The organism is Acinetobacter sp. YH12131, from assembly GCF_013418635.1.
GTDB lineage: Bacteria > Pseudomonadota > Gammaproteobacteria > Pseudomonadales > Moraxellaceae > Acinetobacter > Acinetobacter towneri.
On the sequence record NZ_VPBQ01000007.1, the window covers coordinates 91,448 to 115,171 of the forward strand.

19 protein-coding genes, 1 pseudogene and 1 riboswitch are annotated in these 23,724 nt (G+C 43.4%); of the genes and pseudogenes, 17 read left to right on the plus strand and 3 right to left on the minus strand.

The features are described from left to right. Positions 1-30: 30 nt before the first annotated feature. The 3 genes from ftsA (at position 31) to lpxC (ending at position 3,660) form a co-directional block, all read left to right on the plus strand. Positions 31-1,293: a cell division protein FtsA gene (ftsA, locus tag FTU66_RS07255; RefSeq protein WP_004974236.1), complete on the plus strand. Its 1,263-nt coding sequence runs from the start codon at positions 31-33 to the stop codon at positions 1,291-1,293. A 159-nt stretch (positions 1,294-1,452) separates the two neighbouring features. After that, positions 1,453-2,634 (plus strand): cell division protein FtsZ, encoded by a 1,182-nt coding sequence (ftsZ, locus tag FTU66_RS07260; protein ID WP_004974238.1) that lies wholly within the window; start codon positions 1,453-1,455, stop codon positions 2,632-2,634. A 123-nt stretch (positions 2,635-2,757) separates the two neighbouring features. Continuing rightward, positions 2,758-3,660: a UDP-3-O-acyl-N-acetylglucosamine deacetylase gene (gene lpxC, locus FTU66_RS07265; protein ID WP_004974240.1), complete on the plus strand. Its 903-nt coding sequence runs from the start codon at positions 2,758-2,760 to the stop codon at positions 3,658-3,660. 97 nt (positions 3,661-3,757) lie between these two features. On the opposite strand, the gene FTU66_RS07270 is transcribed toward lpxC, so the two are convergent. Next, the gene (locus FTU66_RS07270; RefSeq protein ID WP_004974242.1) at positions 3,758-4,198 is read right to left on the minus strand and encodes a DciA family protein; all 441 of its coding nucleotides are present in this window, start codon (positions 4,196-4,198) and stop codon (positions 3,758-3,760) included. 106 nt (positions 4,199-4,304) lie between these two features. Between FTU66_RS07270 and FTU66_RS07275 the strand changes: the two genes are divergently transcribed. The 10 genes from FTU66_RS07275 to recJ all read left to right on the plus strand — a co-directional run bounded on the left by FTU66_RS07275 (position 4,305) and on the right by recJ (position 18,052). Then, positions 4,305-4,988 (plus strand): M23 family metallopeptidase, encoded by a 684-nt coding sequence (locus FTU66_RS07275; RefSeq protein ID WP_004974246.1) that lies wholly within the window; start codon positions 4,305-4,307, stop codon positions 4,986-4,988. Positions 4,989-5,356: 368 nt separating this feature from the next. Continuing rightward, positions 5,357-8,059, plus strand: a complete 2,703-nt coding sequence (aceE, locus tag FTU66_RS07280; protein ID WP_180112544.1) for a pyruvate dehydrogenase (acetyl-transferring), homodimeric type — start codon at positions 5,357-5,359, stop codon at positions 8,057-8,059. 2 nt (positions 8,060-8,061) lie between these two features. After that, on the plus strand, positions 8,062-10,017 hold the full coding sequence (locus FTU66_RS07285) for a 2-oxo acid dehydrogenase subunit E2 (protein WP_180112545.1): 1,956 nt from the start codon (positions 8,062-8,064) through the stop codon (positions 10,015-10,017). A 116-nt stretch (positions 10,018-10,133) separates the two neighbouring features. Next, positions 10,134-10,292: riboswitch (yybP-ykoY riboswitch) on the plus strand. Positions 10,293-10,364: 72 nt separating this feature from the next. Further along, on the plus strand, positions 10,365-10,940 hold the full coding sequence (locus FTU66_RS07290; RefSeq protein ID WP_180112546.1) for a TMEM165/GDT1 family protein: 576 nt from the start codon (positions 10,365-10,367) through the stop codon (positions 10,938-10,940). Positions 10,941-11,125: 185 nt separating this feature from the next. Continuing rightward, complete coding sequence (locus FTU66_RS07295) at positions 11,126-11,923, plus strand: MBL fold metallo-hydrolase (protein ID WP_004974253.1); 798 nt, start codon at positions 11,126-11,128, stop codon at positions 11,921-11,923. Between the two features lie 106 nt (positions 11,924-12,029). Further along, on the plus strand, positions 12,030-12,395 hold the full coding sequence (locus tag FTU66_RS07300; RefSeq protein WP_004974255.1) for a YkgJ family cysteine cluster protein: 366 nt from the start codon (positions 12,030-12,032) through the stop codon (positions 12,393-12,395). A 328-nt stretch (positions 12,396-12,723) separates the two neighbouring features. Beyond that, complete coding sequence (gene guaB, locus FTU66_RS07305; protein WP_004974257.1) at positions 12,724-14,190, plus strand: IMP dehydrogenase; 1,467 nt, start codon at positions 12,724-12,726, stop codon at positions 14,188-14,190. A 142-nt stretch (positions 14,191-14,332) separates the two neighbouring features. Further along, complete coding sequence (gene glmM / locus FTU66_RS07310; protein WP_104852719.1) at positions 14,333-15,664, plus strand: phosphoglucosamine mutase; 1,332 nt, start codon at positions 14,333-14,335, stop codon at positions 15,662-15,664. A gap of 14 nt (positions 15,665-15,678) precedes the next feature. Next, positions 15,679-16,335 (plus strand): pyridoxamine 5'-phosphate oxidase, encoded by a 657-nt coding sequence (pdxH, locus tag FTU66_RS07315; RefSeq protein WP_131261206.1) that lies wholly within the window; start codon positions 15,679-15,681, stop codon positions 16,333-16,335. 13 nt (positions 16,336-16,348) lie between these two features. Next, the gene (recJ, locus tag FTU66_RS07320) at positions 16,349-18,052 is read left to right on the plus strand and encodes a single-stranded-DNA-specific exonuclease RecJ (RefSeq protein WP_180112547.1); all 1,704 of its coding nucleotides are present in this window, start codon (positions 16,349-16,351) and stop codon (positions 18,050-18,052) included. A 59-nt stretch (positions 18,053-18,111) separates the two neighbouring features. Here the strand turns inward: recJ and FTU66_RS07325 are convergent. Both FTU66_RS07325 and FTU66_RS07330 read right to left on the minus strand, forming a co-directional pair. Continuing rightward, positions 18,112-18,258, minus strand: a pseudogene (locus tag FTU66_RS07325) (putative porin); the annotation flags it as partial. Positions 18,259-18,349: 91 nt separating this feature from the next. Continuing rightward, positions 18,350-19,132 carry a putative porin gene (locus tag FTU66_RS07330; RefSeq protein ID WP_168381588.1) on the minus strand — a complete coding sequence of 261 codons (783 nt, stop codon included), beginning with the start codon at positions 19,130-19,132 and terminating at the stop codon, positions 18,350-18,352. 572 nt (positions 19,133-19,704) lie between these two features. Between FTU66_RS07330 and prfB the strand changes: the two genes are divergently transcribed. From prfB to FTU66_RS07350, 4 genes are all read left to right on the plus strand, one after another. Next, positions 19,705-20,800 (plus strand): peptide chain release factor 2 gene (gene prfB, locus FTU66_RS07335; protein WP_104852716.1). Its coding sequence is split into 2 segments (ribosomal slippage): positions 19,705-19,776 and positions 19,778-20,800, totalling 1,095 coding nucleotides; the frame shifts between segments, so codons are not numbered across the junction. Between the two features lie 157 nt (positions 20,801-20,957). After that, the gene (locus FTU66_RS07340) at positions 20,958-21,257 is read left to right on the plus strand and encodes a helix-turn-helix transcriptional regulator (RefSeq protein ID WP_019837093.1); all 300 of its coding nucleotides are present in this window, start codon (positions 20,958-20,960) and stop codon (positions 21,255-21,257) included. A gap of 20 nt (positions 21,258-21,277) precedes the next feature. Further along, positions 21,278-22,357: an alkene reductase gene (locus FTU66_RS07345; RefSeq protein ID WP_180112548.1), complete on the plus strand. Its 1,080-nt coding sequence runs from the start codon at positions 21,278-21,280 to the stop codon at positions 22,355-22,357. A gap of 84 nt (positions 22,358-22,441) precedes the next feature. Beyond that, positions 22,442-23,722, plus strand: a complete 1,281-nt coding sequence (locus tag FTU66_RS07350) for a 3-deoxy-D-manno-octulosonic acid transferase (RefSeq protein ID WP_180112549.1) — start codon at positions 22,442-22,444, stop codon at positions 23,720-23,722. Positions 23,723-23,724: the final 2 nt, after the last annotated feature.

Here is a 23,724-nt window from a genome sequence, read left to right on the forward strand (position 1 = left end):
ATTAAACATACTGGTAATGGTAGTGAATAAATGAGTGAAGCTGTTCCCTCGGTTGTTGCGATTGACATTGGGACGCACAAAGTTTCAGTTTTGATTGCTAAGGTCCATGCGCCAGACAATATCCAAGTCATTGGTATGGCCACCGCACGTAATCGAGGCATGAGTAAAGGAAAAATTGTCAGTCTCGATAAAGTGATTACTGCAATTAAAAATGCCGTGCAAGAAGCAGAAGATATGGCGGAATGCCGTGTGCATTCGGCATGGATTTCTATTCCTAGTGCAGAGCTAAAAAGCTTTTATGCTTCAGGTCGCACACCTATTGAAAGTAGTGATCACACCATTACCACCAGTGAAGTGGTACGCGCATTGGACTTGGCCAAAGCCAGTCACCTCACCTCAGACCATTATTTGGTGAGCGCAGTACCACTCGGTTTCGATTTAGATGATTCGGGTGAATGGGTACAAAACCCAATTCGTATGTCAGCACATAGCATGACGGGGCATTATCAATTGATGATGTTGCCTATTAGCACCATGCAGAATTTAGACCGTGCTTTAAAAGGTGCCAATATTGGTGTCGAAAAAATGGTGGTGTCAAATTTAGCCACTGCAGAAGCCAGTCTGCTTAAAGATGAAAAAGAATACGGTGTGTGTCTGGTAGATATTGGCGCAGGTACGACCAGTATTGCAGTTTATTTAGATGGACGTTTGGCCTTGGCACACACTTTGCAGCGTGGTGGTGAGCATGTCACCCGCGATATTGCAGCGGTGTTACAAACCACAACTGAAGAAGCTGAACGGATTAAGCTATTGTATGGCTGTGTAGATATGAAAGTGGTCAAACCTGATCACATGATTCAGATTCAGGGCATTGATGGGCCGCAAACCATTAGCCGTATTGAACTGGCGGAAATTATTATTGCGCGTTATGAAGAAATTTTTGCACAAATTCGTCAGGAACTCGAAAAGAGCGGTGCCATTCATGGTTTATATCATGGTGTGGTTTTGGCGGGTGATGCCTCACAAATTGAAGGCATGATCAGCTTGGTACGTCGTATGTTGGGTGTTTCGGCACACTTGGGGAATCATCCTTCACAAGTTTATGCCGATGAACCGCATCAGGCCGCCTTACGCCGTTCACAATATGCAACAGCTTCAGGCTTATTGCTTTATAGTCAAAACTATACTCAAGACACGATTGTAGAACATGAAGACCCTGAAACCTTATCGGTTTGGGGGCGTGTCGGACGGGCATGGTCTGGCTTGAACGAAAAGTTAAAATCTATTTTTTAGTTGAGTTTTTTGGGAATATTGTTAGGAAGTTGTACGGATCATCACTGGTACTTGACAAGCCAGAAGTTGAACAGCATTCTTAAAAATAATTTTTATGAAGATCAAGGCAGTATACGGGCTTAAGTGACTGCCAATAACGTATTAGGAAATCTAAAGGTCATGGCCTCATTTGAATTTATAGATGATCAAACCGATAGCAACGGTCAAGCCCGTTTCACTGTGTTTGGTGTGGGTGGTGCAGGTGGTAACGCTGTGCAGCACATGCTTGAGTCGGATATTCAGGGTGTAAAATTTGTTTGTGCCAATACGGACAAACAAGCATTGGATCGCATGAATTCGCAATTCAAAATCCAGCTAGGTGAGCAAAGCACACGTGGTTTAGGCGCGGGCGGTGATCCTCAAGTGGGTCAAACTGCAGCGGAAGAAAGCCGCGAGCTGATCTGTCAGCAACTTGAAGGCACAGACATGGTGTTTGTGACTGCAGGGATGGGCGGTGGTACAGGTACAGGTGCTGCGCCAGTTGTGGCTGAAATTGCCAAAGAAATGGGCATTTTGACTGTTGGTGTGGTGACTACGCCATTTAACTTTGAGGGTAAGCGTCGCTTACTTTCTGCGGAAAAAGGGATTGCGGCATTAGAACAGCATGTAGACTCTTTAATCATTATTCCAAACCAGCGTTTAATGAAAGTTTACCGCGACATTTCAATGAAAGATGCGTATAAAAAAGCCGATGACGTTTTGTTGAACGGTGTACGCAGTATTTTTGATTTGGTGGTACGTCCAGGTCACATCAACCTAGACTTTGCTGACTTGAAAACTGCGATGAGTACGCGCGGTTATGCGATGATGGGTGTTGGTTCAGGTCGTGGTGAAAACCGTGCGCGTCAAGCGGCTGAACAAGCGATTCGTAGCCCATTGCTCGATAGCGTAACCATTGCCAATGCCAAAGGCTTGTTGATTAACGTAACGGGTGGTGATGATGTGACCTTCGGTGAAATCGAAGAGATCATGGACGTGATTCATCAACTTTCAGATACCGAACAAACCCAAGTATTCTACGGTACGGTATTTGATCCTGAAGCGCGTGACGAAATTAGCGTGACTGTTATTGCTACTGGTTTAGCGCGTAACACAGGCGATACACCAGAGCCTGCAAAACGCACCGTTACACAAACCACTTCTGCAGCACCAACAGCGGCAGTAGAAGAAGATGATGTGCCTGCAATTCAGCGTCAGCAGGCAGAAACTGCGCCTGCAATTAGTGCGACAACAACATCAGGCTCTGCGCGTCCAACGCCAATGAGTATTCAAGACTATTTGAAAAATCAGCAGCGTAAATAAGCCAAGATCCTCAATTTCATTGTGTGATCGGGAAAAGGCAGTTTTAAACTGCCTTTTTTGTTTTTTATCAATGGCTAAATATGCTAACGTATAGCGGTTTTAAAATTTAGATGAATTGAGAACATGCTGAAACAACGTACCCTACAACGTGTCGTCAAGGCGAGCGGTATTGGTCTGCACAGTGGTCAAAAAGTATTGATCAACTTTGTGCCGCATCATGCCGATGGGGGAATTGTGTTTCGTCGTATCGATTTAAATCCGCCTGTCGATATTCCAGCCGATGCCATGCTGATTCAAGAAGCATTTATGTGCTCGAATTTGGTTCAGGATAATGCCAAAGTTGGCACTATTGAGCATGTTATGAGTGCAATTGCAGGGTTGGGCATTGATAACTTGATTATTGAAGTGTCTGCCTCTGAAGTGCCCATTATGGACGGCAGTGCAGGGCCTTTTATTTATTTGTTGATGCAGGGTGGTTTAAAAGAACAGGATGCTGCGAAAAAGTTCATCAAAATTTTAAAACCTGTAGAAGCTTTAATTGACGATAAACGTGCGGTGTTCAGTCCGCATGAAGGTTTTCAGCTCAATTTCACCATCGACTTTGATCATCCTGCCTTTAAAAAAGAATATCAGTCTGCCACCATCGATTTTTCTACAGAAACCTTTGTCTATGAAGTCAGTGGCGCACGTACTTTTGGCTTTATGAAAGATTTGGACTATTTAAAAGCCAATAATTTGGCTTTGGGTGCGAGTTTAGATAATGCCATTGGGGTAGATGATACAGGCGTGGTTAATGAAGAAGGTTTGCGCTTCTCGGACGAGTTTGTACGGCATAAAATTTTAGATGCTGTGGGGGATTTGTACTTGCTTGGACATCAAATTATTGCCAAGTTTGATGGTTATAAATCAGGACATGCCTTAAATAATCAGTTATTACGCAATGTTCAGAGCGATCCAAGCAGTTATGAAATTGTAACATTTGATGACATAAATTCTTGCCCGATCACTTTTGTGCATGTGACATAAGTCATTGTCTTTTCTTACTACGTTATAATGTAACAACAATAATATGTGAATTTCATCACAAATTTGAGCACGAGTTTTTGGTGTTTTCTGCAAACAATTATTTTTTATTGCTTGCCAAACGTAACAAAGCTTGGCTAAGCTTAGGGTCGCTCACAAAGTCAGCAGCACCTCGTAACATATCTTGAGTTTCTGGACTAAGTGTTCTTAAAGGCTTTTCGCTTTTTGGGGGCGTTTGAGATTCAACTCTTAAACGAACTTGAATTTTTTGTATGTCTTTCAGTTCATGCAGTTGTGACAGTTGAGTAATGTATTGCTTTTGCAAATAAGCAAGTTGACTGACCATCGCTTGATTCGTTCCAGTAATGGTTAAGACACCTTGTTGATAACAAACCACCTGCCATTGCTCTGGTTGCGGCAGTAAAGGTTGAATAAGTTTGCCAAGTTTCTGCCATGCAGCAACTTGGGTTGAGAGAAACGTTAGGTTTCCTGTTTTTATGTGTTTTCTTGTTTGTTGAAAGAGATTCACAGGTTCGGACATACATCATTCCTTCATGTTTATGCCCTAATCTTATGCGCTCCTTTCAGTAGATATCAAGGAAGAGATCACAAGGAACTTCAAGTAAGAACAGTTAAGAGGTTTTTTTATGCATTCGCGCCGTATTTTATTAGCGTTTTCACTGGCAGCTTCGGCAGCATCTGTCGCATTTGCTGATTTAGTTGAGTTAGATTCTCAAAATTCATCGACTGATCGTATTGAGCAATTAACCCGCACCTTGTCACAAGGTTCTTATACAGAAACACAAGACATTGATGTTCCTGCACAAACGCAGATGACCGTTAAGCTTCGTGAAAAGACTACAGAATTAAACAATGCGTCTTTAGCAAAAAAATACGGTACCAATACCAGCACCCGTTTTGCTTCTTCAAATCCTTATGCTTGGTTAGTGTCACATCCATTACCAAATGCACGTATTAGCTCGAACTATGGCGGTCGTGTCATGAGTGGTCGTGCTGAAAACCATTCAGGCTTAGACCTTGCTGCACCAAGCGGTACTCCAATTTATGCGACTGGCCCAGGTATTGTGACCAAGTCAGGCTGGGGCACAGGTTATGGTCAATATGTAGAAATTAACCACGGTAATGGTTATATCACGCGCTACGCACACGCTTCACGTTTAATTGCACGTGTGGGTGACCGTGTAGATGCAGGCGAACATATTGCCAACGTGGGTTGTACAGGTCGTTGTACAGGTCCTCACTTACATTATGAAGTAGTGAAAGATGGTCAACGTAAGAACCCTTCTACCTATTTAGCAATGTTGCCGTAATGTTTTGGCTAGAAATTCATGCTCTAGCCACACTCACTGTAAACTACACGCGAACTACAAATTAAAACATGAAATTAAAGCGGCAAAGGTCGCTTTTCTTTATACTCACGTTTTAGCTTTTAGCGAAATCTAGTGAGACATTTCAGACATCAACTTATCACCTAAAAAAATAATAACACGCAGTATCTGCTTTATTGTATAAAAAACCGCCTAAATTGGAGGTTTTTTGTTATTTGCTGTAAGAATGTGTCAATGACTATTTATTTTCTAAATAGTATGCAGGATATGCATTTAAGATTAGCCATATCTACTAAAGTCTAAATTATGATACATATAAAGCATACGATTAGGCTTAGGAATAGTGAATTATGGCGTTTTACGGTGATACGGACTCACAAGAAACCCAAGAATGGCAAGACGCCTTTGATGCTGTGTTACAACATATGGGTACTGAACGGGCAGCATTTTTACTCGAAAAACTGTACCAACGTGCAATTGCAAAGCATGTACCCATTCAGCGATTAAATACTCCTTACCTCAATACCATTTCAGTGGAAGAACAACCTGCCATGCCAGGCGATCAGGATATGGAGCGTCGTATTCGCGCCCTGATTCGCTGGAATGCGTTGGCAATGGTATTGCGTGCCAATAAAACAGGTGATGATTTAGGTGGTCACCTTGCAAGTTTCGCATCTTCAGCCACATTATATGATGTTGGTTTTAACCATTTCTTCCGTGCCAATAGTGATCATTTTGGCGGTGATATGATCTACTACCAAGGTCACTGTGCACCCGGTATTTATGCCCGTTCATTTTTAGAAGGGCGTTTAACCGAAGATCAATTAAATAATTTCCGCCGTGAAGTGGGCGGTAACGGTTTACCTAGCTATCCACATCCTTATTTAATGCCTGACTATTGGCAGTTCCCAACGGTATCGATGGGTCTGGGTCCAATCAAGTCAATTTATCAGGCACATATTCAAAAATATTTAATGAACCGCGGTTTGATTAAAGAAGAAGACCGTAAAGTCTGGGCATATCTAGGCGATGGTGAAATGGATGAGCCAGAAAGTTTGGGTGCAATTTCACTGGCAGGTCGTGAAAAGCTAGATAACCTGATTTGGGTGGTGAACTGTAACTTACAGCGTTTAGATGGCCCTGTACGCGGTAACGGTAAAATCATTCAAGAACTTGAGTCGTTATTCCGTGGCGCAGGTTGGCGCGTGATTAAAGTGGTCTGGGGGCGTCATTGGGATGCTTTATTAGACAAAGACGACACAGGTGCATTAAGAGCCATTATGGAAGAAGCGGTGGATGGTGATTATCAGCGCTTGCAAGTGAAAGGTGGTGCATACGCTCGTGAGAAATTCTTTGGTAAATATCCTGAAGCCAAAGAATTGGTCAAAGATTTAAGCGATGAAGATATTGATAACCTGAACCGTGGTGGTCACGATCCGTACAAAGTATTTGCGGCGTATGCTGAAGCATGTAAGGCCAAAGGTCAGCCAACGGTCATTTTAGCCAAAACTGTCAAAGGTTATGGTTTGTCTGATGAAATTGAAGCGGTGAACAAAACCCACCAAATCAAAAAAATGCAGTTGGATTCTTTAAAATATGTACGTGACCGCTTCAACTTGCCATTTAGCGATGAGCAACTTGAAGAAGTGCCGTTCTATCGTCCAAGTGAAAATTCGCCTGAATTGAAATATATGAAAGCGCGTCGCGAAGCGTTGGGTGGTTATTTGCCTGCGCGTCGTAAAGACAGCGAAGCTTTACAAATTCCTGAATTATCAGTTTTCGATTCAGTCTTGGCAGGTTCAGGTGGCAAAGAACAATCGACCACTATGGTGATGGTGCGTTTAATTTCTGCTTTGCTGAAAGAAAAAGCCATTAAAGACCGTGTGGTGCCAATCGTTCCTGATGAAGCACGTACTTTCGGTTTAGAAGGGATGTTCCGCCAGTTGGGTATTTATGCCGCACATGGGCAAAAATATACCCCTGAAGACCAAGAACAGTTAATGCATTATCGTGAAGCCAAAGACGGTCACATGCTGCAAGAAGGGATTAACGAAGCGGGTGCGATGAGTGCTTGGGCGGCGTTAGGCACCAGTTATTCAACCAATAACCTGCCTATGATTCCAATGTATATGTATTACTCTATGTTTGGTTTCCAGCGTATTGGTGATATTGCATGGGCTGCGGGCGATGCACAGGCTCAAGGCTTCTTGTTAGGAGCGACTGCAGGGCGTACCACACTGAATGGTGAAGGCTTGCAACACCAAGATGGTCATTCACATATTTTAGCCAACACCATTCCAAACTGTGTGTCTTATGACCCATGTTTTGGCTATGAGCTTGCGGTGATTGTGCATGATGGTTTGCAGCGTATGTATGTGAATCAGGAGCGTGTGTTCTATTACTTAACCGTTATGAACGAAAACTACGAGCATCCTGAAATGCCACAAGGTGTTGAAGAAGGTATTAAACGTGGTATGTATTTACTGCAGGAAGATGAAAAAGCCACTGTTCAATTGCTAGGTTCGGGCGTGATTTTACGTGAAGTGATCAAAGCTGCGAAAATCTTGCGTGAAGAGTATCAAATTCATGCCAACGTCTACAGTGTGACCAGTTTTAACGAATTGGCACGTGATGGTATGGCGTGTGAAGAATACAACCGCTTGCATCCACTGGCAGAAGAAAGCAAAGAGCCATGGGTGTCGCAACAACTGCGAGGTACAGATGGTATTGTAGTTTCTGCAACCGACCATGTACGTGCGTATAGCGAACAGATTCGTGGTTACTTGCCAGACAACCGTCCATTCGTTGCTTTAGGTACAGATGGATATGGCCGCTCAGATACCCGTGGCAACTTGCGTAGCTACTTTGGTGTGGATGCAGCACACATTGTGGTAGCAACCTTGAAAAAGTTAGCAGATGAGGGCGAAGTCGATGCGCGTTTAGTCAAAGATGCGATTTCGACCTTTGAGTTGGATACCGACCGTCCTGTAGCGTGGGCACCGCAAGCGGTTCCTGAAGTACAAGCTGTTGCTGACTACAAAGAGGAGCACTGATCATGCAAATTCAAACGCCTGATATTGGTGTCGATAAAGCCACAGTTGCTGAAATTCTGGTCAAAGTTGGCGACACAATTGCAGTTGATGACAGCATTGTTTTACTGGAATCTGACAAAGCCTCAGTGGAAGTACCTAGCACTGCCGCAGGGGTAGTCAAAAGTATTTTAGTGCAGCAGGGTGATGAAGTTGCCGAAGGTGCAGTTTTGGTTGAACTCGAAGCCGATGCACAAAGCTCTGTAGTTGCAGAACCTGCCCCACAAGCTGAAGTACAGACTGCTGAGGAGCTAACGGAACAAGTTGCTACTGAAGCGCCAAGCACAGCTGCATCTGCAACCACGCAAGAAGTTGATGTGCAAGTGCCTGACATTGGCGTGGAAAAAGCGGTGGTTGGTGAAATTTTGGTACAAGTGGGTGATGCCATTGAGGTAGATCAAAGCCTGATTGTGGTGGAATCAGATAAAGCCACAGTAGAAGTGCCGAGTACGGTGTCGGGTACAGTTACCGCTATCCAAATCAATACGGGTGATACCGTAAAAGAAGGTGTGGTGATTCTCACTGTGAAAACAGTAGCTACTACTGCAGCGACACAAGTACAGCCAGCGCAAGCGCCAAAAGCAGAAATGGTAACAGAAGAAGCTTCAACTTCATCTAAACCATCACAAACAGCATCTGCTCAGGTAGATGTATCTGTACCTGATTTAGGTGTAGATAAAGCCACGGTCGCAGAAATTTTAGTACAAGTCGGTGATACGGTCAGTGCAGATCAAAGTCTGATTGTGGTGGAGTCAGATAAAGCCACAGTGGAAGTCCCTAGTACAACTGCAGGGGTCATTCAAGCCATTCATGTGGAATTGGGACAAAGTGTTACACAGGGCAATGCTTTGGTGAGTATCACCACGCAAAGCACAGCAACCGCTTCTACAAGTCAGACATCTACAGCCTCTGTGACTGCAAGTCCAGCACCTGCTACAGTAAAAACGGCTCAAGCAGAGCTGAAAGTTGAACCTGCAAATGCGGACAAGCTCAGCAAAGCACAAAACGAAGCCAATGCAAAAGTCTATGCAGGCCCTGCGGTACGTAAACTGGCGCGTGAGTTAGGGGTGGTCTTGGCCGATGTCAAAGCCACTGGCCCACATGCGCGGGTTATGAAAGAAGACTTGAAAGCTTATGTCAAAGCGCGCCTCACTGCACCGCAAGCTGCGCCAGTTGCCACTACTGCGCAAGTGGCAGGTCTGCCAAAACTGCCAGACTTTAGCGCTTTTGGTGGTGTGGAAGAGCATGCATTGACACGTTTGCAACAAGTGTCGATTCCGCAATTGTCATTAAACAATTACATTCCACAAGTCACACAATTTGATTTGGCCGACATTACTGAGCTGGAAGCATGGCGTGGTGAATTGAAAGGTAACTTTAAAAAAGAAGGTGTCAGTCTGACCATTTTGGCGTTCATTGCCAAAGCGGTGGCGCACTTGCTTAAAGCTGAACCGTATTTCGCTGCGCATTTGGCAGATGATCAAAAGTCGGTACTGTTGCGTAAAGAAATTCACATGGGTATTGCGGTTGCAACACCTGATGGCCTGACTGTACCTGTACTGCGTCATCCAGATCAAAAATCGATTAAACAAATTGCAATTGAACTGGGTGAACTTAGTCAAAAAGCGCGTGATAAGAAATTGTCACCAAAAGATTTACAAGGTGCAAACTTTACCATTACCAGTTTAGGTTCGATTGGCGGGACAGCATTTACCCCGTTGGTGAACTGGCCGCAGGTCGCAATTTTGGGTATTTCCCCAGCGACCATGCAGCCTGTCTGGAATGGTGAAGGTTTTGATCCACGTTTGATGTTGCCATTGTCATTGTCGTATGACCATCGTGTCATCAACGGTGCTGATGCAGCACGTTTTACCCATAAACTGACTCAGTTGTTGGCTGATATTCGGAGTTTACTGCTCTAAATCAAGTCAAAAAATTTACTTAAAACCCTGCTATGGCAGGGTTTTTTGTGACTTATTTTTATTCGCTTTGATGTCAGCACAGCATTTGCTTAAGCACACTATTCCGTTTAGAATAGGCTTACTTCATTGGGGAGTAGCCGCTTTTTACTTACGGGGTTTAAACCGCATCAAGTAAAAAGGTGATGGTCAACATATTTGTTCCACAGAACATGGTCATCATAGCAAAGAACCAAGTCTGCTTTTTCAAGCTTTCTTTTGTTGGCAAGACCTTTGATTTATCACTCTGCAGATTTTGGCTAGCAGGAGGGATAGGTCATTGGTATGTGTGCTAGCCAGAGAAAAACATCATGTATGAATTCCTCATCTCGACTGCCATTGTCGCTTTAGCTGAAATGGGTGATAAAACCCAGTTACTGGCGTTATTACTCGCAGCCCGCTTTCGTAAACCTGCCCCTATTTTAGTTGCCATTTTATTGGCAACACTGATTAACCATGGTCTTTCTGCAGTGTTAGGGCAGTGGATTACCACCGTACTCAGCCCAGAAGTCTTGTTGTGGATTTTATCTTTAGGCTTTATTGCAATGGCCATCTGGATGCTGATTCCAGACCAGTTGGACGATGAAACCGAAAGCATCAACAAATGGCAAAAATATGGTGTGTTTGGTGCAACCTTTGTGCTGTTCTTTTTGGCAGAAATTGGCGACAAAACCCAAATTGCCACGGTGGCTTTGGCGGCACGTTATGACAGCATTTTCTGGGTCATGCTGGGTACGACATTAGGCATGATGCTGGCCAATGCACCTGCGGTATTTATTGGCAATAAATTAGCGACCCGATTGCCTATTGCTTTAATTCATAAAATTGGTGCACTGATTTTCCTAATTATTGGTGTGTCGACTTTGGCGCAACATTATTTATTCTAAATTATTCATTAAAATGCATAAATCCTGAGCAAACTGCTCGGGATTTATTTATGTGAATGGTACTGCAATTCACTGATATTTCAGATAATCTGAGCCATTTTATTTATTGTAACTTTCCATAAATAGCTATATGTTATTCAATGATAGAAAATCTATTTTTAAAATGAAAAAATTGGGGATTGGTTATGGCATTTGACCGTACAACATCGCAGGTCTTATTTGATAATGGGACACATAAATGTATTAGTTTTACCAGTTTGGTCAAAGGTGAAGGTGTTCAGGCCAACCAATTTCTGATCATTGATAATAACCGTGCCGCAGTGCTAGACCCGGGTGGCGACCTGACCTATGTACCACTGACCATGGAATTAAACAAATATACCCGTTTGACCAATCTTGACTATGTCATGGCATCGCACCAAGACCCAGACATCATCACTTCAATGCCGCGTTGGTTGGTCTATACCGAAGCAAAAATCGTAGCATCAAAATTGTGGGCGCGTTTCTTGCCGCACTTAAGCTCATCTTTTATGAGCGACCGTATGAAAGGTAACTGGTTAGATCGTTTGGTGGAACTGCCAGATGAAGGTCAGGCAATTCCTTTGGGCGAGTCTAAAATTATTGCTGTGCCTGCGCATTTCTTACACTCTGTTGGTAATTTCCAGTTTTATGATCCTATCGCCAAAATTTTATTTTCTGGTGATATGGGTGCGTCAATGGTGGAAGATGCTTCAATTCCATTGACTGATTTTGCTGCGCATATTCCTGCGATGAAAGGCTTCCATCAGCGCTATATGTGTTCCAATAAAGTGATTCGCCTCTGGGTGAATATGGTACGCACCATGGACGTTGAAATGATTGTGCCGCAACACGGTACGCCATTTGTGGGCAAAGAACAGGTGAATCAATTCTTAGACTGGATTGAAACACTGGAATGTGGCGTCGATTTGATGGACGAACACGTTTTTAGCTGCCCTGAATAAGCGACAAAAAAAGCTGAAAAAACTGTAAAAAAAACTTGAGTGCAAAAACAACTTTTTTTAAGATTTTCGCCCAAAAACGATTTTTTTGATGACGAGAACTTAACGAATGTTGTCTCAAGTACCTACAGCAGATGCCTGCTTAAGCTGCGGCGCGTGTTGCGCTTATTTCCGTGTTTCATTTTATTGGGCTGAAGGCATGAATATGCCTGAGCACTACACGGAACCAGTAACAGCAGTCTATTCATGCATGTGTGGTACCAATCAGAGTCAGCCGCGTTGTGTCGCTTTAGAAGGTGAAGTTGGACAGCAAGTGAGCTGCGGGATTTATGAATTACGCAGCAGCTCTTGTAAAGAAGTGCAAATTGCCGATGATCAATGCAATAAAGCACGTCGTGCGCATAACATGATTCCATTTGTGCAAGTCGATCCAGCCATTTCTGTGAATGATGATGACTTCGATCAAGTGGTTTAATGGTGCTTTAAGTTGTTGATCGCAATCCAGATTGAAAAAGCAAAGCTGCGGCTTTGCTTTTTTTTACGGCTAATTTTGGATAAATAGCCAATCATGGTTCACATTGAAGCGGCTTTATCTGCCTGAAAAATGAAACATCGCAAGTTTTAAACCTGCACGGCTAAAAAGCAAACTAAGGATGAAAACTTCAATTTTTAGATGAAAATTACCGATTTTTTCATGTCGCATCCCCCAGAAGGGCAGAATAAAAAATATTTCTTAGAGAACAAATGAAATTTGTGCCCAGATTTGTTTATAATGGCTCACGGAAATTACCAGTGAGACTGTTATGCTGACCATCGTTCAAGAAGCGTTAACCTTCGATGATGTCTTATTACTCCCTGCCTATTCTACTGTTCTCCCAAAAGATGTCTCCTTAAAGACACGTTTTACGCGCGGCATTGACCTGAATATTCCTTTGGTTTCAGCAGCAATGGATACGGTGACTGAATCTCGTATGGCAATTGCGATGGCGCAAAACGGTGGTATTGGTATTTTGCATAAAAACATGGACATCGTTGCGCAAGCAGCCGAAGTGCGCCGTGTGAAAAAATTTGAAGCGGGTATGGTGAAAGACCCGATTACCGTAACGCCAGAAACTACAGTACGTGAATTGATTGCGCTGACTCAAGCCAATAATATTAGCGGTGTACCTGTGGTAAAAGATGGCAAAGTTGTCGGTATTGTGACAGGACGTGATACACGTTTTGAAACCAACCTTGAACAACCTGTCAGCAATATCATGACAGGTCAAGATCGTTTAGTGACAGTACGCGAAGACGAATCTAAAGAAAACATTCAAGCTTTATTGCAACAGCATCGTATTGAAAAAGTCTTGGTGGTGAATGACCAGCAGGAATTAAAAGGCTTAATTACGGTCACTGATTTCCGTAAAGCAGAATTGTATCCAAACAGCTGTAAAGATGACTTAGGTCGTTTACGTGTGGGTGCTGCAGTGGGTACAGGCGCAGAAACACCAAGCCGTGTAGAAGCATTGGTTGAAGCAGGTGTCGATGCGATTGTGGTTGATACAGCACACGGTCACTCTGCAGGTGTAATTGAGCGTGTACGTTGGGTAAAAGCCAACTATCCACAAGTTCAAGTGATTGGCGGTAACATTGCAACTGGCGATGCTGCTTTGGCATTGTTAGATGCAGGTGCAGATGCAGTGAAAGTGGGGATTGGCCCGGGTTCAATCTGTACCACACGTATTGTGGCAGGTATTGGTATGCCGCAAATCTCTGCAATTGACGCTGTTGCCAATGCATTGAAAGAACAGATTCCATTAATTGCCGATGGTGGTATTCGCTTCTCTGGTGATATGGCCAAAGCGATTGGTGCAGGTGCAAGTACCATTATGGTGGGTTCATTGCTTGCTGGTACTGAAGAAGCACCGGGCGAAGTTGAATTCTTCCAAGGTCGTTACTACAAAGCATACCGTGGTATGGGTTCATTGGGTGCAATGGCGGGTGCAACAGGTTCTGCAGACCGTTATTTCCAAGACTCGAAAGCAGGTGCAGAAAAACTTGTACCAGAAGGTATTGAAGGTCGTGTACCGTACAAAGGCCCAATGGGCAACATCGTGCATCAGATGATGGGTGGTTTACGTTCATCTATGGGTTATACAGGTTCTTCAACCATTGAAGATCTACGCCAAAATGCTAAATTCGTGAAAATTACTGCAGCAGGTATGCAGGAATCTCACGTGCATGATGTGACGATTACTAAAGAAGCGCCGAACTATCGCGTTGGTTAATATGAACTATCGCGTTGGTTGATATTTAGTAGCATTTTCAAATAAAAGCCGTCATCAATGTGACGGCTTTTTCATTTTTGGTGTAAAGTAACTCGCAGTAAAAAAGTGATGATAAAGATCACCCCTAAGAAGTGAGAACAATATGAGTTATTTTGGTACAGACGGCATTCGAGGGAAGTTTGGAGAGTTACCAATTACACCTGATTTTGCATTAAAACTAGGTTTTGCAGCAGGTAAAGTTTTAAAAAAACACACCAAAAAAAATAAACCTATTGTGGTATTGGGTAAAGATACACGTCTTTCAGGCTATATTTTAGAAGCAGCATTACAGGCGGGTTTAAATGCCGCAGGTGTCTATGTGCATTTGCTCGGTCCTTTGCCTACGCCCGCCATTGCACACTTAACCCGTGCTTTGCATGCCAGTTTAGGTATTGTGATTTCAGCATCGCATAATCCATATTTTGATAACGGGATTAAATTCTTCTCGGGCGAAGGGAAAAAGCTGCCAGATGCCTTGCAAGAAGAAATTAACCAAGAATTGCAGCAAGAATTAAAAATTGAAGATACGGCCAACTTGGGTAAAAGTGTTCGTGTCAAAGATGCCAATGGGCGTTACATCGAGTTTTGTAAATCGACCTTTCCATATCATTTAGATTTAAATGACCTCACTATTGTGGTCGATTGCGCCAATGGTGCTGCCTACAATGTTGGCCCTGCGGTATTTCGTGAATTAGGCGCGAAAGTGATTGCCATTCACAATGAACCGAATGGTTTAAACATCAACGAAAATTGCGGCTCAACCCATCCTGAAAGTTTGCAAAAAGCAGTGCTTGAGCATCAGGCGGACTTGGGGGTTGCATTTGATGGTGATGCAGACCGTGTGATTTTGGTGGACAGTCAAGGCAAGCAAATTGATGGCGACCACATTTTATATATTCTTGCTACACAAGGCTCGAAAAAACCTGCAGGTATTGTTGGGACGTTAATGAGCAATATGGCGCTGGAATTGGCGTTAGAAAAAGCCCAAGTACCATTACTCCGTGCCAATGTCGGTGACCGTTACGTGCTACAAGGTCTGGAAGAAAATGGCTGGGTTATTGGTGGTGAGCCATCGGGGCATATTTTGACTTTGGACAAGAGCACCACAGGTGATGCAATTATTGCTGCCTTGCAAGTGTTAACGGTGATGGTCGAACAAAATAAAGCCCTACATGAATTGGTGGCAGATTTTAAACTGTTGCCAAATGTGCTGGAAAACGTGCGCTTAGCAAATATGTTTGATCCGTATACCGTTCCTGCCTTGGTGGAAGAGTTTGACCGTGCTACGGAACAGCTGAAAGGTCGTGGACGCTTATTGATTCGTAAATCGGGCACTGAACCTGTGATTCGTGTCATGGTGGAAGGTGATGATTTGGCTGAAGTGAAGGCAATGGCGAAAGATTTAGCAGATGCTGTACGTCGTCATGCCGTCTAAAAGGGGGGTAAATCGTGAGTGATTTAATTAAAGATTTAAGTGAGCTGCGTTTAAGTTACCAAAAAGGTGAATTGCTAGAAGCACAGGTCAGTGCCAATCCGCATATTCAGTTTTTGAATTGGTTTAACCATGCCTTAGAAGCCAAGCTGCATGAACCGTATGCGATGTCATTGGCGACTGCCAATGCGCAAGGTCGTCCGCATGTGCGTACTGTGTTGCTGCGTGGAGCCACCGAAGCAGGCTATGACTTTTATACCAATTATGACAGTCAAAAAGGGTTGGATTTAGCGGCCAATCCTTATGCTGAATTGTTATTTTACTGGCCTGAACTGGAACGTCAGATTCGTGTCAGTGGCTATGTCGAAAAAATTGATGAGCAAGAATCGACTGCGTATTATCACAAACGCCCGCGTGATAATCAGATCGCTGCGCATATTAGCACTCCGCAAAGTGGTGTGATTGCCAGTCGTGAAGAACTACAGGCGCGTTTCCAAGACTTGCATGCCCAAGTGGGTGATCAATCTGAATTGCAAAAACCCGTATTTTGGGGTGGCTACCGCTTGCAGCCTGATTATTACGAATTTTGGCAAGGCCGTCCGAACCGTTTGCATGACCGCTTAGCTTATGAAAAAATTGAAGGTGACTGGAAACTACAACGCTTGATGCCTTAAATGACTGGAAATTATGTCAAAAATTCTAATAAAGCAAAGACCTTTACTTACACGCCCTGAAAACTTTCAGGGCGTCTCTACATTTGTTGCCCAAATTTTAGCGCGCCGTGGCGTTGCGTCTGAGCAGGAGCTGGAACTTAAACTGAAGCACTTGCTTGCTCCAAGCATGAAAGGTCTACCAGAAGCAATTCAGCTGATGGATCAGGCGATTGATCAGCAGAAAAAAATTGTAATTGTGGGCGATTACGATGCCGATGGCGCGACCAGTACCACACTTATGATTTTGGCATTGCGCGAAATGGGCGCACACGTGCAGTATTTAGTACCTGACCGTTTTAAATATGGTTATGGCTTAACCCCCGCCATTGCCGATTTGGCTTTTGAGCGTTATACGCCTGATTTATTAATTACCGTAGATAACGGGATTTCCAGTCATGCAGGGGTGGAACGTGCGCAAGCTTTGGGGATGCAGGTCATCATCACCGATCACCACCTTACCACGAAAGCTACTCCAAATGCAGAGGCTGTGGTGAATCCGAATCAATTGGGTTGTGATTTCCCAAGTAAAGCCTTGGCAGGTGTGGGTGTGGCATTTTATGTGTTGGCGAACTTATCCAGTCAGCGTAAAAAACAGGGCAAATCTGCTGCAAATTTAACGCAATATTTAGATTTGGTGGCTTTGGGCACCTATGCCGATGTAGCCAGTCTGGATTATAACAACCGTATTTTGGTGGATGCAGGCTTAAAACGGATACAGCAGAATTTATGCCGTCCGGGGATTAGTGCATTGCTGGATTTGGCAGGACGTGAACCCGCACAGCTTAAAGCACAAGATTTGGGCTTTGTCTTGGGACCACGTATTAATGCCGCAGGGCGCATGGAAACCATGGACATTGGAATCGAGTGTTTACTGGCAGCGGATATGCAAAGTGCCTATGCTTTGGCGCGTCAGTTAAATGCTTTGAATCAGGAACGTCGTCAGGTTGAAGGGCAAATTAAACAGGATGCGCTGGCAGAATTGGAAAAGCTGCAGTTAGATCAAAGTGATTTACCGCATGCCTTGATCCTGTTTGAAGAACATTGGCACCAAGGTGTGATTGGAATTGTCGCAGGACGCTTAAAAGAACAGTTTCATCGCCCTGCGATTGTATTTGCTGCCGATGAAGATGGTGAGCATATTAAAGGCTCTGCTCGTTCAATTGAGGGGATTCACATACGTGACACTATAGAATTGGTTGCAGAACAATATCCACACTTGGTTAGTCATTTTGGTGGGCATGCGGCTGCGGCAGGTTTGACCATAAAAAAGGTGCACTTTGCAGAATTTAAACAGGTCTTTGAACAGATCATTGCGCAAATGGATGCGGATTTATTTCATGCTGTGCTATGGACAGATGGTGAATTGCCGCAAGAAGCTTTTGATTTACACACAGTAGATTTATTACAGCATTTGGCGCCGTGGGGACAAAAGTTTCCGCAGCCTGTGTTTGAGGGACGGTTTAAAGTGGTTGATTTTAGATGGTTGAAGGACGCTCATTTAAAATTGCGTTTGGCATTGGACAATGGACAAGTGGTTGATGCGATTGCGTTTGGTGCTAAAGATAAATTTGAATTTAACCCGATGCGGGATGATGTGCGTTTGGTTTATGAGTTAGAGCGCAATGTGTTTAATGGCAATGTGAGTTTGCAGTTGCAGATTGTGCATTTGGAGCAGTAATCCAAATAAAAAAATCCGCTCAAATTTGAGCGGATTTTTTTTGCTTTTAATTTATGGAATTAGAAGCGGAATGTACCGTTGATGCCATAAGAATCAGCACCATCAGTTGTTGTGTAATTCACACCTACAGCAAATGCAGGGGTAAAGAATTTTTGTGCACGAACGCCAAAAACAGTTTCAGAATCATCAGCAGTTGAGTCTGCAATGCACAATTTCTACCTAACTGCTTTATTTTAGGGCATAAAAAAAGCACCCTTCCGAAGAAGAGTGCTGTTTGAGTATGTAATTAGGCTAAACTTAGAAGCGATATTTTGCAGCGACACCAAAGCGGTTATAGTCATTGTTGCCAACTTCACCAAAGCCAACACGGCCTTCGAGGCTGATTTGCGGGGTAAAGAATTTACGTGCATTAATACCAAATTCGTTAGTATCACCGTAGTCACGATCTTTACTGTAGTAGTCTACACCTAGACTTAAGGTTTTATCGATGAAGTAATCTGCCGCAAGATTATATTCGTCTAAATCACCAAAACCTGCGCCTGCTTCTAAGTTGATATCTTTACCATTGCTTAGAGAAGTGACATATTTAGCGCGAAGCGTAGGATCGACACCGTCGTCATAATCGTTGTCGTAGCCTTTTAGACCTGCAGCAATTAATAAACCTGGTGCGGGTAAATAACCGACTTCAGCGCCATAAACAGTCTCATCAAAATCGCCACCGCGGTCAAATTTCATATCGTCGCGACCAACATTACCACTCACATAGAAATCTGAGTTAGGAATGTAAACTTCAGCACCTACGCCGTAACGATGACGTTCATCATTACCGACTTCGTCATATTGGTATTTGGCATTTACGTTGCTAGCACGATCAAGGAACGCTGCTTCTGCCAAAGGTGCATTACGGGTTTGTACAGGGTTAAAGTAATAAGTACCATCTACACCGAATGAACCGCTTGAACTGCCGTTGTCTGGATCAATCAGTCCTGCTGATGCACCAATTTCAGCTTGGTATGCGTTCGCAGTACCAGTGATAGCCAAAGCTGAAAGTAGGGCTGATGCGATTGCTAATTTTTTCATGGAAAGTACCCCTCTGAAATCTGGTTAACAGTTAAACTTTTTGTTACAACTTTTAGTCTAGGCGAAAAAAAATCAGCGTCAATCACAGGAAAGTTGCCGCTTTGTTACAAGCGTAAATTTGTGTAATATTTTGAGTTTAAGTGATTGAAATAAAAATGAAATAATTAAATGTTTTGTTTTATTAAAACTATGTGTATTTTGTGAATTTTACTAAAGTTGATCATTAAATCGTCAAACTTGTTTCATCTTTGTTTTATTTTGGCGGGTTGAAGCAATTACCATACACCACTTTTTAAGCATGTTTTCAGCTGAATGTGTCAGGCAAAAAATCAGGGCGATAGATCGGCCATTAAGATAAATATCCGTGTTAATCGTGCATGCTATTTTAGGTTGGATATCATCAGGCTTTCACTTTAAAAGTTTAAAGCGATCTTTATTTTTAACCACATTTAGCATTCAACTTATAAAAGCTGAAAAGTTATGCTGGAATTTACAGCAGGATAGAAATGCCAGAACATGTCTGTGCTACAATTATCAGTTAATAAGCTTCATTGTTAATTGAGAGAATTTACGTGGAAATTAATCCTTATCTAAACCAATTAAAAGACTTGAACGAACGTGGTCAAACACTACGGGGGTATCTTTGACTACGATCTGAAAAAAGAGCGTTTAGAAGAGGTTCTCCGCGAGTTAGAAGATCCTGCAATCTGGAATGATCAAAGTCGTGCGCAAGCCATGGCCAAAGAAAAGGGCGAGCTTGAAAACGTGATTCATGTTCTAGAAGGTTTGGCGACCCAGTTAGAAGATGCCCAAGCCATGCTGGATTTAGCCGTTGAAGCCGATGATGAAGATTTATTGGTGGATGTGCAGTCTGAATTGACTTCTGCAGAAGAAGAACTGGCGAAATTAGAATTCCGCCGTATGTTCAGCAATCCAATGGATCCAAACCCATGCTATGTCGAAATTCAGGCAGGTTCGGGTGGTACAGAAGCACAAGACTGGGCATCGATGCTGTTGCGTATGTATATGCGTTGGATTGAACGTCACGGCTTTAAAGCAGAATTGATGGAAGAGTCGGATGGTGATGTAGCAGGGATTAAATCTGCGACTATTCGCGTTGAAGGTGAATATGCGTATGGTTGGTTGCGTACCGAATCGGGCGTGCATCGTTTAGTGCGTAAATCGCCATTTGACTCAGGTAACCGTCGTCATACGTCATTCTCTGCGGTGTTTGTTTCGCCAGAAGTTGATGACAACATTGAAATTGATATTAACCCTGCCGATGTTCGTACCGATACTTACCGTGCTTCAGGTGCGGGTGGTCAGCACATTAACAAAACTGACTCTGCGGTACGTTTAACCCACGCACCTACAGGTATTGTGGTGGCATGTCAGAACCAGCGTTCGCAACACGCCAACCGTGACCATGCGTGGAAACAGTTACGTGCTAAGTTGTATGAACTGGAAATGAGTAAACGTAATGAGGCGGCTCAAGCTTTAGAAGACTCGAAGTCTGATATTGGTTGGGGCAGCCAAATTCGCTCTTATGTATTGGATGATTCACGTATTAAAGACTTGCGTACAGGCGTGGAAACTTCAAATACAGGTGCGGTTTTAGATGGTGATTTAGACAAGTTTATTGAAGCCAGTTTAAAGCAGGGTCTATAAGTTACGGTCTGTAAGATCCTAATGAGCCTGCCCAATTCAGTGAAGTTGCTTAAAAAATTATATAAATCGTAAAAAAACGATATTAATATCGAAAAAATACGATATATTAAAAGCAGCTGCTGAATTGGGCTTATATTTACGAATATGTGTCTGAATGATGGATGTCGATTTAATCTTTAAAGCCTTAGCCAATCCTACCCGTCGGCAAATTTTAGAATGGTTAAAAGCACCAGAACAATTTTTGTCGGTAGATGAGTGTGGCGACTTTAAGCGTGGCGTATGTGCAGGACACATTGAGCGTTTGGGCAACGTGTCGCAATCGACCATGTCAAATCATTTGTCGGTACTGCAACAGGCAGGTCTTATTCGTGCAGAAAAATATGGACAATGGTCGTATTTTTCTCGTAATGAAGCACTCATTCAGCAATATGTCGAATATTTAAAACACTCACTTTAACTGTGAGATTAGAGGCAAAAATGGCTGAATTAGACTCTCCTTTAGTTTTGGGTGATCTGCATCTAAAAAACCGTGTGGTGATGGCACCTTTAACCCGTAGCCGCGCCAGCGATGACCGTGTTCCAACGCCAATGATGGCAGAATATTATGCACAGCGTGCCAGTGCAGGTTTGATTCTTTCAGAAGCAACGGTAATTTCTGAAGAAGCCAATGGTTATTTAAATACCCCAGGATTGTTTACCGATGCTCAAGTGCAGGGTTGGAAACTCGTTACCGATGCCGTGCATGCCAAAGGTGGTTTGATTGTGGCGCAACTGTGGCATGTAGGTCGTGTTTCACATCCAGATTTACTCAATGGTGCAACACCAGTATCGGCAAGTGCGGTACAACAAGCAGGTTATGTCAGTTTGTTGCGTCCTAAACGTGAATATGTGTTGCCACGTGCCTTAGAAATTGCAGAAATCCACACCATTACCGAGCAATATAAACAAGCCGCCATCCGTGCCAAAGAAGCAGGATTTGATGGGGTAGAGTTGCATGCAGCCAATGGTTATTTGATTGATCAATTCCTGCAAAGCAAAACCAACCAACGTGACGATGAATACGGTGGTTCGGTTGAAAATCGTGTGCGTTTCTTGTTAGAAGTGATGGACGCCTTAATTGAAGTCTGGGGCGCAGGTCGAGTCGGTGTGCATTTAGCACCACGTGGCGATGAGCACGACATGGGAGATGATGATCCACGTGAAACCTTTGGCTATGTCATGCAGCAATTGGGGCAGCGTAAAATCGCCTTTTTCTTTACCCGCGAATATTTAGCCGAAGACAGCATTTCCCAAGAAATGAAAGTACGTTCAGGCGGTGTGCCATATATCGCGAACATGCGTTTAAGTCGTGCTGATGCCGTGGAATTATTGGCTTCGGGCAAGGCCGATGCGGTGTCATTTGGTAAGGCGTATATTGCCAATCCAGACTTGTATGAGCGTTTATTGGCAGATGTACCTTTAAACGAACTCAAGCTGGAAAACATGATTGGTACAGCCGTTGCAGAAGGCTATATCGATTATCCAACTTTGGCGGAAACACAACACGCTGTAGAATAAAAGCCAGTATAGCGCCACATGCAATTAACATGCGCGTGTGGCTCTGTTATATTTTGCCGATAATCTTTCTTTGGGGCGCATCTTTTGGCTACTCCATTTTGGTATAACGCAGCCTTGGCGCTGTTAAAACCGATTTATCAGTCACGTATTCGTAAACGTGCCGAATATCCTGAGCAATTACAACAAGAACTGCTTGAGCGTTTTGGCCCATTTCAGCCTGCTAAAAATTTACATGCCATTTGGTTTCATGTGGTGTCGGTGGGGGAAACTAATGCCGCACAACCTTTAATTGAACATTATTTAAAAGTGGGACATCCCGTTTTAGTCACCAATACCACCAAAACGGGGCAGGCACGCGCCAAATCATTATTTTTAAAAGCACCGTATTTAGATTTATTTCAAGCCGTGTATTTACCTGCCGATCAGGTGCATTTAATTCGTGAGTTTTATCAGAAATATCAGCCTAAATTATTGGCACTGGTCGAAACAGAATTGTGGCCTAATTTGATTGATCAGGCGCAGCATTTTCAAGTCCCGTGTTTGTTGATTAATGCGCGGCTTTCGGAAAAATCGGCCAAAGGTTATGCCAAAGTTAAAGGATTAACTCGCGGCATGTTGCAAAATTTGCAGCAACTTTTGGCGCAAGACTCTGCCACACAGCAGCGTTTTATCGCATTGGGGATGCCTGCCGAGCGTACAAACGTGGTGGGTAATATTAAATTTGATATTACTGCGCCAGAAGATTTTGTAGAGCAAGCCGCGCAGTTGCAACAGACATGGCAATTGGCACATCGCAAAATTATCACCCTTGCCAGTACCCATGCGCCTGAAGAACAGCAATTATTGACTGCTTTGAAACCTTATTTCGCACAGCATCCTGAACTGTTATGTATTGTTGTGCCGCGCCATCCAGAGCGTTTTGATGAAGTGGCTGTGCAGGTGAAAAAACTGCAACTCAATATGCAGCGCCGTAGTTTGGCTGAAGCGATTCAACCCGAAACACAAGTGTATTTAGCCGATAGCATGGGTGAAATGTGGTTGTGGTACGCCTTAAGTCAGGCCTGTTATGTTGGTGGTTCGCTGAATGAACCTGGCGGTGGGCATAATATTTTAGAGCCTTTGGCCTTAAATGTCGCCACGGTATTGGGCAAAAATTATTTTAACTTTCAAAGTATTGTGGATGAGTTTGTTGCAGCAGAAGCCGTGTATGTGGTCGAAGATGCTGAACAAGCTGTAAATATGTTAACGCAATTGTTGTTTGAACCTGCGTTGCGTGCTCAGCTGAATCAAAATGCTCAAGTGATTATGTATAAAAATCGTGGCTCTTTGACTGAGCATATTCACGTGATTAATCAGTATCTTTAAAT